The organism is Sphingomonas sp. Leaf343, assembly GCF_001423765.1.
Classification (GTDB): Bacteria; Pseudomonadota; Alphaproteobacteria; order Sphingomonadales; family Sphingomonadaceae; genus Sphingomonas.
This window is the reverse complement of record NZ_LMPG01000001.1, coordinates 764,780-780,981: the sequence shown is the minus strand read 5'-3', so window position 1 is coordinate 780,981 and position 16,202 is coordinate 764,780. Positions and strand designations below refer to the sequence as shown.

The 16,202-nt window shown below is 66.9% G+C and carries 14 protein-coding genes; 7 read left to right on the top strand and 7 right to left on the bottom strand.

From position 1 onward, the window contains the following. Positions 1 to 2 precede the first annotated feature (2 nt). The 4 genes from ASG07_RS03430 to ASG07_RS03415 form a co-directional block, all read right to left on the bottom strand. Positions 3 to 2,954, bottom strand: a complete 2,952-nt coding sequence (locus ASG07_RS03430) for a TonB-dependent receptor (RefSeq protein ID WP_055842151.1) — start codon at positions 2,952 to 2,954, stop codon at positions 3 to 5. Positions 2,955 to 3,037: 83 nt separating this feature from the next. Further along, the gene (locus tag ASG07_RS03425) at positions 3,038 to 4,588 is read right to left on the bottom strand and encodes a tryptophan halogenase family protein (protein ID WP_055842148.1); all 1,551 of its coding nucleotides are present in this window, start codon (positions 4,586 to 4,588) and stop codon (positions 3,038 to 3,040) included. 56 nt (positions 4,589 to 4,644) lie between these two features. Then, entirely contained in the window at positions 4,645 to 5,631 is a 987-nt protein-coding gene (locus ASG07_RS03420) for a Gfo/Idh/MocA family protein (RefSeq protein WP_055842144.1), read from the bottom strand. Continuing rightward, positions 5,624 to 6,592, bottom strand: a complete 969-nt coding sequence (locus ASG07_RS03415; RefSeq protein WP_236694501.1) for an MDR/zinc-dependent alcohol dehydrogenase-like family protein — start codon at positions 6,590 to 6,592, stop codon at positions 5,624 to 5,626. Before ASG07_RS03415 ends, ASG07_RS03420 begins: the two co-directional genes overlap by 8 nt. Positions 6,593 to 6,646: 54 nt before the next feature. Here ASG07_RS03415 and ASG07_RS03410 point away from each other — a divergent pair, with 54 nt between their 5' ends. Beyond that, positions 6,647 to 7,123: a DUF1003 domain-containing protein gene (locus ASG07_RS03410; protein ID WP_236694500.1), complete on the top strand. Its 477-nt coding sequence runs from the start codon at positions 6,647 to 6,649 to the stop codon at positions 7,121 to 7,123. A gap of 4 nt (positions 7,124 to 7,127) precedes the next feature. Here the strand turns inward: ASG07_RS03410 and ASG07_RS03405 are convergent, their stop codons facing one another. From ASG07_RS03405 to ASG07_RS03395, 3 genes are read right to left on the bottom strand one after another with little or no spacing between them, the layout of a single operon-like run. Beyond that, positions 7,128 to 8,039, bottom strand: a complete 912-nt coding sequence (locus ASG07_RS03405) for a glycosyl hydrolase (RefSeq protein WP_055842138.1) — start codon at positions 8,037 to 8,039, stop codon at positions 7,128 to 7,130. Then, positions 8,036 to 8,821, bottom strand: coding sequence for a TIGR04290 family methyltransferase (locus ASG07_RS03400; RefSeq protein ID WP_055842136.1), 786 nt, complete (start codon positions 8,819 to 8,821; stop codon positions 8,036 to 8,038). Before ASG07_RS03400 ends, ASG07_RS03405 begins: the two co-directional genes overlap by 4 nt. After that, positions 8,821 to 9,420, bottom strand: a complete 600-nt coding sequence (locus tag ASG07_RS03395; RefSeq protein WP_055842133.1) for a histidine phosphatase family protein — start codon at positions 9,418 to 9,420, stop codon at positions 8,821 to 8,823. Before ASG07_RS03395 ends, ASG07_RS03400 begins: the two co-directional genes overlap by 1 nt. Before the next feature lie 247 nt (positions 9,421 to 9,667). Here ASG07_RS03395 and ASG07_RS03390 point away from each other — a divergent pair, with 247 nt between their 5' ends. From ASG07_RS03390 to ASG07_RS03365, 6 genes are read left to right on the top strand one after another with little or no spacing between them, the layout of a single operon-like run. After that, positions 9,668 to 10,783 (top strand): NAD-dependent epimerase/dehydratase family protein, encoded by a 1,116-nt coding sequence (locus ASG07_RS03390; RefSeq protein WP_055842130.1) that lies wholly within the window; start codon positions 9,668 to 9,670, stop codon positions 10,781 to 10,783. Then, positions 10,780 to 11,838 carry an SDR family NAD(P)-dependent oxidoreductase gene (locus ASG07_RS03385; protein ID WP_055842127.1) on the top strand — a complete coding sequence of 353 codons (1,059 nt, stop codon included), beginning with the start codon at positions 10,780 to 10,782 and terminating at the stop codon, positions 11,836 to 11,838. The genes ASG07_RS03390 and ASG07_RS03385 overlap by 4 nt, the downstream gene beginning before the upstream one ends. Further along, a complete protein-coding gene (locus ASG07_RS03380) occupies positions 11,838 to 12,926 on the top strand; it encodes a glycosyltransferase family 4 protein (RefSeq protein ID WP_236694499.1) in 1,089 nt (362 codons plus the stop codon). The genes ASG07_RS03385 and ASG07_RS03380 overlap by 1 nt, the downstream gene beginning before the upstream one ends. Beyond that, on the top strand, positions 12,923 to 14,023 hold the full coding sequence (locus tag ASG07_RS03375; protein ID WP_055842124.1) for a CgeB family protein: 1,101 nt from the start codon (positions 12,923 to 12,925) through the stop codon (positions 14,021 to 14,023). Before ASG07_RS03380 ends, ASG07_RS03375 begins: the two co-directional genes overlap by 4 nt. Then, the gene (locus tag ASG07_RS03370; protein WP_055842121.1) at positions 14,020 to 15,108 is read left to right on the top strand and encodes a CgeB family protein; all 1,089 of its coding nucleotides are present in this window, start codon (positions 14,020 to 14,022) and stop codon (positions 15,106 to 15,108) included. The genes ASG07_RS03375 and ASG07_RS03370 overlap by 4 nt, the downstream gene beginning before the upstream one ends. Continuing rightward, entirely contained in the window at positions 15,105 to 16,190 is a 1,086-nt protein-coding gene (locus ASG07_RS03365; protein ID WP_055842118.1) for a CgeB family protein, read from the top strand. Before ASG07_RS03370 ends, ASG07_RS03365 begins: the two co-directional genes overlap by 4 nt. Positions 16,191 to 16,202: the final 12 nt, after the last annotated feature.

Genomic DNA, 16,202 nt, shown 5'->3' with positions numbered 1-16,202 from the left:
CATCAGAACCGGTACTTCAACCCCGCCTGGAACGTGCGCGCGTAACCGACGGTGTTGTTCTGCTCCAGCGTCGGATTCGGGCCGCTGCCCGCGCCCCACGTCTCGTAGTTGCGGTTGACCGAGTCGAACACGTTGAAGATGCCCAGATCGCCTGTAACTTCATGCCCCCACGGCATCGTGAAAGTCTTGGCGACGCGCAGGTCGAGGTTCTTGTACGCGATGTCCTTCTTCGGCGTGAACACGCCGCCATCGTTGTAATAGGTGCAGCCGTTGCAGTTCGGCACGGTGCGCGTGAAATCGACGTTGCCGAAGGCCGGGCCGGAGCCGAGCGTCAGCGTGCCGGACAACTGGAAACCCCACGGGATGTCGACGATCGACGTACCGACGAAGCGGAACTTCTCCAGCCCGCGCGTCCGCTGCCATCCGAATGCGTCCTGACGACCGGCGTTGAACATCTGCCCCTCGTCGAAACCGATACCCTGGTTCGACTTGGCATCGGAGATCGTGAGCGACGCGGTCGCGCCCCAGCCGGCCGACTTGTTGTAGGGCTTGTCGGCGGTCAGGTAGACCGCCGTGAACCGCGCCTCGCCATTCGACGACCCGATGTTCAGGCGTCCGGTATAGCCGGCGGGCCGCCCCTCGATCGGGAAATTGTCGCGGATGAAGCCGTCGCCGGCGTCGGTGTAGTTGCCGTTGGGCTGACGATTGCCGCGCACGAAGATGAAGGAATCGTGCGACCTGTTGTGCGCGATCGCCGCCGAAAGCTGCCAGTCACCCGCCTGCTTGCGCACGCCCAGCGTCAGCTGGTCGGTGAACGGCGTCTTGGCATCGTTATTGATGACCCAGATGTCGCCGTTCAGGCCCGAATTGGCGACCGCCCCGCGCAACGCCGCCGGATCGCGGTAGGCGGCGGAGAACGGAATGCAGTCGGTGGTCTGTCCGGCCTGACAGAAGTTGATCGTCACATCGCTGCGGATCGTGTTGAACAGCGTCTCCAGCGAGGCGAGATAGAAGATGTTGCGGTCGTAATAGCGGCCGGCACCGGCGAATATCACCATGTCACGATCGCCATTGATGTCGTAGCTGGCCCCGAGCCGCGGCTGGAACGCTCCCTTGAACGGATCGCGCTTCGTGCCGTCGGTGATGTAATCCTCCGGATCGATCCCCGCTGCCTGCCACGGCTGGTAATTGCGCAGCGCGTTCGCGATTTTTGCGGGCGTCACGAACTTGTTGTTGAAGTTGTTGGATTCGTAATCCCAACGCAGGCCGGCGTTGATCGTGACATGATCGTCGACGGTCCAGTCGTCCTGGATGAACAGGCCGAGCTGATTGTTCTTCGCGCGGATCGGTGTCGCCGGCAGCAGCGAGATCTGCGCGCGGACCGGCGTGCTGGTGCCGAACCCGGTGAAGCCGGCCGCGTTGAAGCTGTAGGATCCGTTCGCGAACGCATCCTCGATCCGCTTCAGCTTGGTACGCGAGAAACGCAGGCCCGCCTTGATGACGTGTCCGTCGAGGCCGGTGTAGGTGAAGTTGTTCTTCAGCGTGTAGGCGCTCTGGTCGTTCGCCTGCTGGAACGAGTTGGCGCCGCCGATCAGCACTTCGGCGCCGGTGGCGTTCAGCAGCTTGAACTCGGGTCCGACGGTGACGGTCGGCGTGCCGGTGAAGCTGCTGAACCGGCTGATCGTCAGTTCGTTCAGCCAGGTGTCGGCCCGGTGGTTATATTCGAGCTGATAGTTTTCCGACTTCGTGCCGAGGTCGCGGCCATTTTCGAACAGGCGGATGCCGCCGAAATCGGTGACGTCCTGCTCCTCACGGCGGAAATAGCTGACGTTGATCGTGTCGGCGGCGCTCGCGAACAGCGTCAGCTTGCCGAAATACAGATCCTGCTTGAACTTGCCGGCGAAGCTGCCCTGCGCCCCCTGCACGATGGTATTCGGCAGCGAGGAGTCGGTGAGATTCACGACCAGCGACGGGCTGGTCTGGCGCGTGGCTTCGTAGGCCGCGAAGAAGTGCAGCACGCCGGGGATGATCGGCCCACCCAGATCGCCGCCATACTGATAGCGCTTGTAGTCCGGCTTTTCGTTGTAGCAGGTGCGCGTCGCATCGTCGGCGCAGGGGAAACCCTGATTGTTGGCCTTCCCCTTGCGATCGAAATAGGGCTGGCCGAACCACGCCTTCGGCACGAACTGGCCGAAGGCACCGCCGTGGAATTCGTCGCCGCCGGTCTTGGTGATCGCGCTGATGATCGCCGATCCGGCCTGCTCGTATTCCGCCTTATAGTTCTGCGTCTCGACACGGAACTCCTGCACCGCCGACTGCGGGAAGGGATTGCCCTTGGAGAAGTTCTGGCCCGCAACGCCGCCGAAGCCGACCTGATTCTTCTGGCTGGAGCCGTCGATATAGACGTTGACGTTGTTGGAGCTGACGCCACCCGCCTGGATGCGCTTGTTGTTCGGGTCGTTGGATACCGTCACACCGGGCGCGAGCGCGGCGAAGTTGAGGAAGTTGCGGTCGTTCTGCGGCAGATTTTCGAGCTGCGCCTGGCTGACGCTGGTGCCGATCGTCGCGGTGCGGACTTCCGGCCGACCACGACGCGCGGTCACGATGATCTCACCGCCGCCGGCCGCGACCTCTTCCGCGGGCGTCATGTCGACGGAGATGGTCAGGCCGACCGGCACGGTCGCCTCGACGGTGCGGTCGCCTGCGACGATACGGTACAGCGAGGGACGCAGCCCGACCAGCGTGAACGCACCGGCGGCGTCTGCGGTGGTCGTCACCGGACGACCGGTTACGGTATCGGTCGCCGTCACGGTCGACCCAGCGGGCGCGCCCTGCCCCTGGATCGTGCCGACTGTCTGCGCATGGGCCGCCGGCGCGAAGCCGAGCGACGCCGTTAGCGCCGTGACCGAAATGCCGAACGCCAGCGCTGAACGCATGCCGAAAATCTTGCCCATCGCATCCCTCTCCCCACCGACCGTAACCGGTTACATCCACGAGCCAGCGTTGAGGCTGGTCCCTTGGCGACGTTAAGACGCTTTCACACGCGGACTGTCAATCGTCCCGTCGGCGGTCGCATCACAGGTGTGGCCGTCGCGCTACAGTTGCGCTGGATATAGGCTGCGTGGTCGGGCATCGCGCGGGCACAATCGGCGACGACGGCCTCGATATCCGACAGGAAGCCGATCGCCTGATCGTCGGGGATCATGTCGACCATCGGGTCATACCGCATCGCCATGCCCTGCCCCAGCAACACCTGAACCCAGCTTTCCTCGCGGAACAGTTCGGCCTTGTTCCGGACGAAGAAGCGGGCGGAGGATGCGAACAGGTCGAGCCGCTCGTTAAGGCTGTCCGGGACCTCCATCGTCTTGCAATAGCGCCAGAAGTCGGTGTCCTCCCGATCGGTGACCTTGTAATGCGCGATGATGAAGTCGCGGATGTCGCGATATTCGAAATCGGTCTGGCGGTTGTATTCGGCGATATCGCGCGCGTCGAAATCGTCGCGCGGAAACAGCGAGATCAACCGCAGCAGGCCGGTATGGATCAGGTGGATGCTGGTCGATTCCAGCGGTTCCAGAAACCCGCTCGCCAGCCCAATCGCGACGACGTTCTTCTCCCACGCCCGCTCCCGCTTGCCCGGCCGGAACCGCACCGGCCGCGGATCGGCGAGCGGCTTGCCGTCAAGGTTCGCCAGCAGCGTGTCCGCCGCCGCCTGATCGCCGACATGCGCGCTGGAATAGACATGACCGTTGCCGATCCGGTGCTGCAACGGGATGCGCCACTGCCATCCGCCGTCGCGCGCGGTGGAGCGGGTATAGGGCGTCAATGGGGCCACGCTTCCGCACGGCACAGCCAGTGCGGAATCGCATAGCAGCCAGCGGCTCCAGTCTTCATAACCAACGCCGAGCGTCTGCCCGATCAACAGCCCGCGCATGCCGGAGCAGTCGATGAACAGGTCGCCGCCTACGCTGCGCCCGTCCGCCAGTGTCAGGTGGTCGACGAAGCCGTTCTCCGGCCGCTGTTCGACCGACACGATCCGCCCCTCGATCCGCTCGACGCCGCGCGCCTCGCAGGTCGTGCGCAGGAACTGCGCGAAGAGCGACGCGTCGAAGTGATAGGCATAGTCGATGCCCGCCATCGGCGACTCCGGCTGCCGCGTGTCGGGGAGCGCGAAGCGGTTCATCCGCGCCGCGACGCAGTTGAGCGCATAGGTGTCGAAATGCTTCGCTTGTCCGCGCGGCGCGTATTTCAGCCAGAACTGATGCGGGTGCAGCCACATCAAATCCTGCCCGATCTTGCCGAAGCCGTGGATGTAGCTGTGGCCGCGATCGCGCCAGTCGACGAATTCGATGCCCAGCTTGAACGTCGCCTGCGTCGCGCGGATCATCGCGACCTGATCGACGCCGGCCAGTCCGCAAAAGGTGCGGATGCTCGGAATGGTCGCCTCGCCGACACCGATCGTGCCGATCTCGTCGGATTCGATCAGTCGGATGTCATAGCCGTCGACCAGCAGGCGCGACAGCAGGGCCGCCGCCATCCAGCCGGCCGTGCCGCCGCCCACGATCGTCACCGTCCGCCGCTTGGCGATCATCGTCCGCTCTCCTCTGCGTGACGTGTCGCGCAGAGGAGAGCGGAGGGCAACCTGCTTCAACCCGCGGCGTAGATCGCGTCGATCGTCCGCGCGACGGAGACGAGTTTCGCCGCCGCCGGGTCGAAGCGCGCGTCGGTCGCGATCCGCCGCGCCCAGTCGGCTGCGGCGCGGGCACCCCAGTCGTCGGGCGGGCCGACCAGCGTCTCACTCGTCGTGCCGGTGTAGCGTTCCGCGACGAAGTCGTAGAAGGAACCGTCGACGTTGCGCAGGGCGGCGCCGCCGTCGGTGCCGTGGAACTGCGCCGCGATGACCGCCTCGTGTCCGGCATGCAGCCGCCACGAACAGGCCAGCCGCACCGCCACGCCGCCGGGCAGGTCGAAGCTGGCGGTGGCGTAATCCTCGACCGTATCGCCCGCCAACCGCTGTCCGCCCGCGAACAGGCGCGCGTTCACGTTCGAGGCGTCTCCCGGAAAATCCAGCGTCCACATGGCGAGGTCGATCAGGTGAACGCCCAGATCCATGACGCAGCCTCCGCCCGACAGCGCCCGGTCATAGAACCACGGCTTGTCCGGCCCGTAGGCGTTGTGGAAGGTGAGATCGATCGCGTGGACGTGGCCCAACGCTCCGCCGCGGACCAGTTCGGCGATCTGCCGCATCCCCTCCGTATAGCGGTACGAGAAATCGACCATCAGCAGCCGGTCGACGGTTTGTGCCGCCACGACGACGCGCGCCGCCTCGGCCGCGTCGCGACCCAGCGGCTTCTGGCAGAACACCGCGGCTCCGGCCTCCAGCGCGCGGATCGACTGGTCGGCGTGCAGCGCGCTCGGCGTCGCGATCACCACGCCGTCGAGGCCCAGCGCCAGCATCGCGTCCAGATCAGGCACGACGACCGCATCGGGAGCCAGCGCCGCCGCCTCCGTGAGCATCTCGGGCGAGGCATCGCAGACCGCTGTCGCCTCGATCGCGCCCGTCGCCAGCATCGCCGCCATGCGGTGGCGACCGATCCAGCCGACTCCGAGGAAACCGATGCGGGGCCTAGTCATACATCACCAGCGCCTTGACGAAGCCCTGCGGCTTGTCGCGCGTCGCGACGATCGCTTCTCCCAAACTGTCGAGCGGGTAGCGGTGCGTATACAGGGCCGCGGCGTCGATCCGGCCGCTCGCCACCGCATCCACCGCCTCGCGCAGGCCGCGCAGGTTGACCGCGGGATCGCGCTCATGCGCGTTGACCACGTCGATGCCCTTCCAGTTCCACATCTGCATGTTCACCTGTCGCGGTCCGTCCTGATGATAGCCCGCGACGATCAGCTTGCCGCCGAAGCCGACCAGTTCCCCCGCGAGATCGAGGGGCCATTGCTTGCCCACCGCCTCGATCACGCGTTCGCACAGGCGATCGTCGGTCAGGCGCTTGACCGCATCGATGATCGCCCAGTGATCGTCCATGACGATCGTCTCGGTCGCGCCGTAGCGCGTGGCGAGATCGAGCGACTCCCGACGCCGCGAAATCGCGATCACCCGCGCGCCGGCATCGCTCGCCAGCTTCGTCAACACCGCGCCGAGAAAGCCGATGCCGACGATCGCGACCGTCTGCCCGGCGACGATGTCGCTGCGCCGGAAGATGTTCAGCGCACAGGCCAGCGGCTCGCCGGGGAAGGGCTGACCGGCCAGCGACGCGGGCAGTTCGACCACCGCATCCGCCGCGACCACGTCGTATTCCGCGAAACTGCGATGGGCGAGCGAGGCGACGCGGGTGCCGATCGCGAGGGTCGTCACGCCCGCGCCCAGCGCGTCGACCAAGCCCCAGCCCTCGTGTCCCATGCCGCCCGCTTCACCCGGGAAGCTGGACCAGGGCTGCCCCTCGAATGGTTCGATATTGGACGCGCAGACGCCGCACCCCTCCAGCTTGATGCGCACCTCACCCGGCCCGGGCTGTGGCACGGGCACCTCCGCCATCTCCATCCTTGCCGGGCCGGTGAGCACCGCCGCGCGCATCAAGCTATTCAAGACAGGACCTTTTCTTTGTCTTTGCGTTGTGCAGCCATGGCATCCGAACCCGGCATGACCGCCACGTTGCGGCAGAATATCGACCGGCTGGCGGAGCGTCGCCACCGCCGCCGCGCCGATGCGCCGCTGTCGGAACGGATCGCCGACCGGATCACCGGCTTCACGGGATCAATGGCGTTCGTGGGGCTGCATCTGCTGCTGTTCGGCGGCTGGATCGGCTGGAACCTGTGGGGCTCGCCGAAGTTCGACCCCAGCTTCGTGATGCTGGCGATGGTCGCGTCGGTGGAGGCGATCTTCCTGTCGACGTTCGTGCTCATCAGCCAGAACCGCATGCAGGCCGCCGCCGACGCGCGTGCCGACCTCGACCTGCACATCAACCTGCTGGCGGAGCACGAACTGTCGAAGCTGGCTGAAGTCGTCGAGCGCATTGCCCAGAAGGTCGGCGCGGATACCGATGCCGAGACGATGCGCGACATCACGACGGACATCGAACCCGGCAAGGTTCTCGACGCGCTGGAACGGCAGGATTGACGCGTCACGCGACCGCCGTGTTCGCGACGGCGGGCGCATAGCGATCGATCATCCACGCGCAGAAATCCGAAAACGCCTGAGGATCGCGCGCCGCGCTGGTATGGTGCGGCTGCACGCCGAGATGCTCGGGCGTGAAGCAGAAGGTGACCGTGACGTCGAAATCCGCTAGCGCCTCCATCTGCCGGTCGAACCAGTCGATCGCGTCGGGGCGGAAACTGTCGGCCCAGCTAAGCCCGGTGCGCAGCTTCTTCGTGCCCAGCCGCTTCATCCACGCGACCGCATCGTCGAGCCGCGGGTCCTGATAATGGAACCACTGCATCAAACCCATCTCGCCCGCGACCTTGGCGTAATCGTCCAGCGCCGGCTTCGGCGTGCCGTCCGGGCGGATCAGGCCCATGTAGAAATGCCGGTAGTAACTCGACCCTTCCGCCTCGCGGTGGCGCGTCTCCGCGCCCCATTCCATCGGCAGGTCGAACAGCGAATACCAGAACACGCGCGGCACGCGGCCGATCAGCAGTTCGGCAGTGCGGCGCAGGCCGAACACCTGCACCTCCTCCGCCCCGAACGAGCCGACGCCGACCTCCGTCACCCAGACCGGCTTGTGAGTCACCGCCTCGATCTCGGCGATCCGTTGCGGCCAGTCGTGGATCGACCACAGGTTCCAGTCGAGCGGGAAGCCGTGCACCGCGATGACGTCAACCGCGTCGAGCGCGCCGTGCGCCTCGATCCGCTTCAGCCACAGCGGGTCGATCGGCGACATGCCGCCCAGCACCCGCGTCACCGCCGGGTTGATCGCGGCGATCGCGCCGCCCGCCCGCGTCACCGTATCGGCGAAGATCGACCAGTCGGGATCGACCTCCGGGTCCCAGTGCGATTTGTTGTTGGGCTCGTTCCAGATCATCGCCGCTTCGATCATCGCACGCCTTTCGCAGGATAGACCGCCGCCGGCCCGTATTCCGCGTAGGGAACCGGCGCGACGCGGCAGATATACACGTCGTGGTCGGGCTGTGCCTCCACCGTGAAGCCGGCGGCCCGCAGCATCGCCTCGCTCGCGGCGCGGTTCGGCGCCCACCAGTTAGTCCAGTCGTCCGCGAATTCACGCTCGATGAAGTGCAGCTTCGGGTAGCCGGGATCGTTGAAATAGTCGGGCGGATCGAATGTGCCCGGTTTGTGGAAGGGGTGGTTCGCGGGAACGTCGGACAGGTCGTCCGCCCCCTGCTGCATCGTCTGGAACAGCATCAGGTCGTCCGCCACATGCTCCCGGATCAGATCGAGCGCGAGCAGCGGATGGCGCAGATGGTAGAGGACGCCCATGAATACGACGACGTCGAACCGCTCGCCCAGCGCGCCCACGTCGTAGACCGACAGGTTGCGGAACTCGATGTCGCCCGCTCCTCCCAAGGCTTCGGCCGCCAGCCGTGCCTGCGCCAGATAGCGGTCGTCGCTGTCGATCCCCAATACCCGCGCCGCGCCGCGCCGCTTCATTTCCAAAGAGTAGAAGCCGGCGTTGCATCCGATATCCAGCACCGTTCTGCCCGTCAGGTCGGCGGGTAGAGCGTCGGCGAAGCGCCGGAACTTGAAGCCCGGATAGTCGCCCAGAAAATGTTCGGGCGCGGTCCAGACGCCGTGACCGAGATCGATGTTGTGGAACCAGGGCGACAGTTCCGCCACCCGTTCCTTCAGCGCGTTCGCGTCCATCACGCCCCTCCCCGTTCGTTCAAGCTCGTGAGTTTCGCGCCCCAGTCACCCCAGACAACGCGCGTGACCGACGCCGGATGGATGTCGAAGCGCAGCAGATTGTCGAGCGGCAGGCCCAGAACATGCGCCACCGCGCCGCGGATCATGTCGGAGTGGCTGACGATCGCGATCGTCGCGTCCGCCGGCTCGTGCGCCAGCCGGTTGAGCAGGCCGACGATCCGCCCGGTGGCCTCCGCCATCGTCTCGCCGCCGGGAATGCGCGCCGTGCCGCGCTGCGTGTTCCACGCGCGCCATTCGGGGTCGTCGCCGAAACCATCGAGCGTGCGCCCGGTCCAGTCGCCGAGGTCGATTTCGCGCAGACTCCTATCGGTTTCGACCGCAAGTCCGTGCGTGTCGGCAATTGCCTGCGCGGTCTCGCGTGTACGGTCGAGCGGGCTGGCGATGACGCGGCCAATCGGCTCGGGCGACAGGCTCGTGGCCAGTCGCCGGGCCTGTTCGCGGCCCGTCTCGCTGAGTGGAACTTCCGGCATCCGGCCGGAGAACACGCGGTCGAGATGAATGTGCGCCGCATGCCTGATGAGAAGAAACGTCGTCGTCACGCCCGTATCGCCGCCCCGGAATAGCCCGCGATTCGCCGGCGTCGTTACGGGTCCAACACCTCGCGCAGCTTCTAAGTTCCTTGCCGTAAGCCATTGATAATTGATCTAGATCAGTAGGAACAAAGAAGAAGAAGAATTGTTACACCCCCGTGGCGAATACGCCCGACGATAGGGGAACAGGTCCTTTGAGCATCAAGCCGCGCGCCAGTGCATTAACCTCGCTCAGCCAGCCGGCGTCGGTCCGGTCATGAGCGAGACGGTCCTCATCACCGGCGGCGCCGGGTTCATCGGGCGCTCCGTCGCCGAAGAGTTGCTGACGCGAGGCCATAAGGTCCGGGTGCTGGATGCGTTGATCGATCAGGTCCACGGCGATGTCGACGGATCGGCGATGCTCAACCCGGAGGCGGAGCTGATCCGCGGCGACGTGCGGGACAAGGGTGCCGTGGCAGGCGCGCTGCAGGGCGTCGACAGCGTCATCCACCTCGCCGCCGAAGTCGGCGTCGGCCAGTCAATGTACGAAGTGGAGCGCTATACCTCGACCAACGACGTCGGCACCGCCGTCCTGTTCGAGGCGCTGATCGACCATCCCGTCCGCCGGGTCGTTACCGCATCGTCGATGTCGATCTATGGCGAGGGCCTGTACCGTGACGCCGAGGGCGCGCTGATCGAGGATGCCGAACGCCGCGGCCTGCGCGACGGACTGACGAATTGGGAACCCGTCGATCGCGCGGGCCGTCCGCTGGAGGCGGTCGCGACGCCCGAGTGGAAGCGGCCGAACCTGTCGTCGATCTACGCGCTCAACAAATATGTGCAGGAGCGCACCACGCACATCATGTCCGCGCCCTATGGGATCGAGGGCGTGTGCCTGCGCCTGTTCAACGTCTACGGTCCGGGACAGGCGCTCTCCAACCCCTATACGGGCGTGCTCGCGATCTTCGCGTCGCGGTTGCTCAATGGGCAGCAGCCGATGATTTTCGAGGATGGCGAACAGCGCCGCGACTTCGTGCATGTCGGCGACGTGGCGCGCGCGTTCGCGGAGGCGCTGGTGCTGCCGCAGGCGGCGGGCGGGACGTTCAACATCGGCTCCGGCCATGATCGCTCCGTCACGGAAGTCGCGACCGAGCTGGCGAAGGCGATGGGCAAGAACCAGATCGAGCCGCAGATCGTCGGCAAGGCGCGGATCGGCGATATCCGCCATTGTTTCTGCGACACGACGCTTGCCGCCGACACGCTCGGCTTCCGCGCGCGGCAGGATTTCGGCGATGGCCTCGCCGTGCTGGCCGAGTGGGTGGCGCAGCAGACCGCCAGCGACCGCGTCGACCAGATGCGCGCCGAACTTGAAAGCCGGGGGCTGGTGGCATGACCGACGACCGGCCGATCCTCGTCACCGGCGGGGCCGGGTTTATAGGCTCCAACCTCGCCGACCAGCTGGCGAGCGAGGGTCACCGCGTCCGGGTCTACGACGCGCTGTTGCGGGCGGGAGTCGAGGGCAACCTGCGCTGGCTGACGGAGCGGCACGGCGACCGCATCGAAGCGGTGGTCGCCGACATCCGCGACGAACAGGTGATCGTCGATGCCGCGCGTGATGCCAAGGCCGTGTTCCACCTCGCCGCCCAAGTTGCGGTGACGACCAGCCTGAACGATCCTCGCGACGACTTCTCGATCAACATCGCCGGCACGCTCAACCTGCTCGACGCGCTGCGGCGGCGTGGCGATGGCACCCCGCTGGTCTTCGCGTCCACCAACAAGGTCTATGGCGACCTGACCGACCTCGACTTCGCGCTCGAGAACGAAGCCTATGTGCCCGTCGATCCGGCGGTGCGCGGGCATGGCATCGACGAGCATCGGCCCCTCGATTTCCACACCCCCTATGGCTGCTCCAAGGGCGCGGCGGACCAGTATGTGCTGGATTACGCGCGCAGCTTCGGCGTACTGACTGCGGTCCTGCGAATGAGCTGCATCTACGGTCGGCGGCAGATGGGGACCGAGGATCAGGGCTGGGTCGCGCACTTCCTGATCCGTGCGTTGGAAGGCAAGCCGATCACGCTGTACGGCGACGGGCATCAGGTCCGCGACATTCTCGACGTGTCGAATGCGGTCGACGCCTATGTGCAGGCGTGGCGGCGGATCGACCGCGTGGCGGGCCGTGCGTTCAATCTTGGCGGCGGGGCTGGCAACGCGGTCAGCCTGCGCCGTCTGTTGGCGCATATCGGTGACCTGACGGGGCGTGACGTCGAGATCAGCTATTCGGATTGGCGCGCGGGCGACCAACGGTATTTCGTCGCCGACACGCGGCTGGCGGAGGCCGAGCTTGGGCTGAAGCCGAAGGTGCCGTGGCGAGACGGCGTCGCGGCACTGGCAGAGTGGCTAGCGGGCGAGCGCGGCCTGACGCTGCGGCAGCACGCGATGGCGTCCTGATGCGGATATTGATGACCGCCGACGCGATCGGCGGTGTGTGGCAATATGCGACCGATCTGGCCGAGGCGCTGACGCCGCTCGGCGTCGAGACGTTGCTGACCGTGCTCGGCCCCTCGCCCGACGATGCGCAGCGCGAGCAGGTGGCGGCGATGCCGGGCGTGACGCTGGTCGACACTGGCCTGCCGCTCGACTGGCTGTGCGACGGCCCCGCGCCGATGATCGCCGCCGGCCGAGCGGTTGCGGCGCTGGCCCGGCGCGAGCGGGTCGATCTGGTGCAGGCGAACATGCCCACGCTGGCCGCGGGCGGCGACATATCCCAGCCGGTCGTCGCCGTCGCGCATGGCTGTATCGGCACTTGGTGGCGCGCCGCACATGGCGAGGTGCCGGGCCACCGCTACGCATGGCTCGACGCGATGAACCGGGTCGGTTTGCAAGCCGCGGATGTCGTCGTCGCGCCGAGCGCCAGCCACGCCGACGCGGTGATGCGCCACCACGCGCTGGAGGTCGCTCCGCTGGTCGTCCACAACGGTCGCGCGCCTCTGCCGCTGCCCGCCGACGTGCCGTCGACGGACGCTGTGTTCACCGCCGGGCGCCTGTGGGATCTGGTCAAGGAAACCCCGCTGCTCGACCGCGTCGCTGCGCGGTTGCCGGTACCGTTCCGCGCGGCCGGTGCCGTGATGGGGCCGCACGGGGAGCGCGCCGATATCGCCTACCTCAAGGCGCTGGGCCAGCTTGGCCCTGACGGTCTTGCGCGCGAGCTGGCGGCGCGGCCGATCTTCGTGTCCGCTGCGCGGTTCGAACCGTTCGGGCTGGCGGTGCTGGAGGCGGCGCAGGCAGGATGTCCGCTGATCCTGTCGAACATCGACACGTTCCGCGAACTGTGGACCGGTGCCGCGTTGCTCGTCGAGGAGGATGAGGACGCCTTTGTCGCCGCGATAGAGCGCGTACGCGGGGATGCGGGCCTGCGCGCACACCTGTCGGAGGCCGCCCGCCTCCGCGCGCAACGCTACACGCCCGTCGCGACCGCCGGTGCGATGGCGGCACTGTACGCCGGGCTGGTGACGCCCAGCGCGAAGGTGGCGGCGTGAGGATCGTCTATCTCACCCACTCGCTGCGCTCCTGCTGGAACCACGGTAACGCGCATTTCCTGCGTGGGGTATTGCGAGAACTGATCGCGCGCGGCCATGACGTGCAGGCGCTGGAACCGCAGGAGAACTGGAGCCTGTCCAACCTCCTCGCCGATGCCGGCGACGACGGGTTGACGCCGTTTCGCACCCTGTATCCAGACTTGTCTCCCGTCACCTATGCCCCCGATACGCCGGTCGATGAACTGGTCGACGGTGCCGATCTGGTCATCGTCCACGAATGGAACGAGCCGACTTTGGTCGCCGAGCTCGGACGCCTGCGCGCGCATGGTTCGCCGTTCCATCTGTTGTTTCACGACACGCATCACCGTGCCGTCAGCGCGCCCGAAGAGATGCAGGCGTTCGACCTGTCCGGTTACGACGGCATCCTCGCCTTCGGGGAGACGCTGGCGGAGGTGTATCGCCGTTGGGGCTGGCGTGACCGCGTCTGGGTCTGGCACGAGGCGGCCGATACCCGCCTGTTTCACCCGCCCGAAACCGAAGGCGAGCGCGATGGTCTCGTCTGGATCGGCAACTGGGGCGATGGCGAGCGGACGGCGGAACTGGAGCAGTTCCTGTTCGCGCCGGCGGCCGCGGGCAGCCTGCCGCTGGACATATACGGTGTCCGCTATCCGGACGAGGCCCGGGCGATGCTGGCAGGCCACGGTGCGCGCTATCACGGCTGGGCGCCCAACGCGTCGGCACCGGGCATCTTCGCGCGGCATCTGGCGACCGTCCACGTCCCCCGCCGCTATTACGCGACGATCCTGCCGGGCATTCCGACGATCCGCGTGTTTGAGGCGCTGGCGTGCGGCATCCCGCTCGTCTCCGCACCGTGGGACGATACCGAGCATCTGTTTCGGCCGGGCCGGGATTACCTGACTGCCGCAAACGGTGACGCGATGACCGCGCATCTGACCGCGCTGCGCGGGGATGCGGACCTGCGCGCCGCCCTCGTCGCATCGGGGCTGGAGACGATCCGTGCCCGCCACACCTGCGCCCACCGCGCCGACGAACTGCTGACGATCGTTGCCGCCCTCGACCGAAAAGACGCCGCATGAAAATCGCCTTCTATGGCTCCAGCCTGCTCAGTTCCTACTGGAACGGTGCCGCCACCTATTATCGCGGCATCCTGCGCGATCTCGCGTCGCGCGGGCACGATATCACCTTCTACGAACCCGATGCGTTCGGCCGGCAGCAGCACCGCGACATCGATCCGCCGGAATGGGCGCGCGTCGTCGTCTATCCCGCGACCGAGGAATCGATGCGCTGCGTCCTCGCCGACGCCGCCCGTGCGGACGTGGTGGTCAAGGCGAACGGCGTCGGCGTCTTCGATCGCGAGTTGCTGGAAGGAGCGATCGCCAATGCCGCGCCGCATGCCATCAAGATCTTCTGGGACGTCGACGCCGCCGCGACGCTGGACGAGATGCGCGTCGATCGCGATCACCCGGTCCGCGCCGCCCTGCCCGATCTCGACATGGTGCTAACCTATGGCGGTGGCCCGCCGGTGATCGATGCCTATCGCGGGTTCGGTGCGGCGGAGTGCGTGCCCGTCTACAACGCGCTCGACCCGACGACACATTTCCCGGTCGCGCCGGACGAGCGGTTCTCGTGCGACCTCGCATTTCTGGGCAACCGCCTGCCCGACCGCGAGGCGCGGGTGGAGGAGTTCTTCCTGCGCCCCGCCGCGCTGCTCCCCGAACGGCAGTTCCTGATCGGCGGCAATGGCTGGGACAGCAAGGCCATGCCGGGCAACGTCCGCCACCGGGGGCATGTCTACACGGCCGAACACAACGCGTTCAACTGCACGCCCAAGGCGGTGTTGAACGTGGCGCGCGACTCGATGGCGCATGTCGGTTTCTCGCCTGCGACGCGGGTGTTCGAAGCGGCCGGCGCGGCGGCGTGCCTCATTACGGACGCATGGGAAGGGATCGAGCAGTTCCTGATCCCGGACGAGGAGGTGCTGGTCGCCCGCGACGGGCAGGACGTGGCGGACCATATGGCTGCCCTGACGCCGGAGCGTGCCCGCACGATCGGTCAGGCCGCGCTCGCCCGCGTCTTGTCCGAGCATACATACGCTCTCCGGGGAGCGCAGGTCGACACGCTGCTGCACGACTATGCGGCACGCACGGCGGCGGCGGCATGAGGCTGGTCGTTCTCGGTCTCAGCCTGTCGTCGGCATGGGGCAACGGCCACGCCACCACCTTTCGCGCGCTGCTGAAAGCCTATGCCGCGCGCGGTCACGACATCCTGTTCCTGGAACGCGACGTGCCCTGGTATCGCGATCACCGGGATTGCCTGACACCGGACTATTGTACGCTGGCCTTCTACCGCGACCTGACCGACCTGAAACAGGAATGGGGCGTGGCGATCGCGGGGGCCGATGCGGTGGTCATCGGCTCCTACGTTCCGGAAGGCGTCGAGGTCGCCCGCTTCGTACAGGCGACCGCGACCGGCACGACGGCCTTCTACGACATCGACACGCCGGTGACCCTGGCGAAGCTGTCGCGCGGCGACTACGAATATATCTCGCCGGAGGTGATTCCGGGCTATGACGTCTATCTGTCCTTCACCGGCGGTCCGACGCTCGATCTGCTTGAGGGGCGCTATGGTGCACCGGCGGCGCGGGCGCTTTACTGCTCGGTCGATCCGGTGCTGTATCGCCCGACAGACGTGGGGAAGCGGTGGGACCTGTCCTATCTCGGCACCTACAGTGACGATCGTCAGCCGACGCTGGAACGCCTGCTGCTCGCCCCCGCGCGCGCACGCCCGGACCTGCGCTTCGTCGTTGCCGGGCCGCAATATCCCGCCGCGATCGACTGGCCTGCGAACGTCGAGCGGATCGAGCATCTGCCGCCCGCCCGGCACGCCGACTTCTACTCCGCCTCACGCTTCACGCTGAACGTCACCCGCGCGGACATGATCTCCGCCGGCTGGTCGCCCTCGGTTCGCCTGTTCGAAGCGGCGGCCTGCGGGACGGCGATCGTCTCCGATCGCTGGTCGGGGCTGGACACGCTGCTGATGCCGGGGACGGAGATCGTGCTGGCGGACAGCACCGACGACACGCTGGCGGCATTGGCCCGGGATGACGCAAGGGCGATCGGTGCTGCGGCGCAGGCCCGGATTCTGGCCGAACATACGGCGGGGCACCGTGCGGCGGAGTTGGAAACGCACCTGGTAGAGGCGGCTGCGATCGGGAGCCGATCGCCGATGATGGCTGGCGGGTAACGGCGGGGCCGG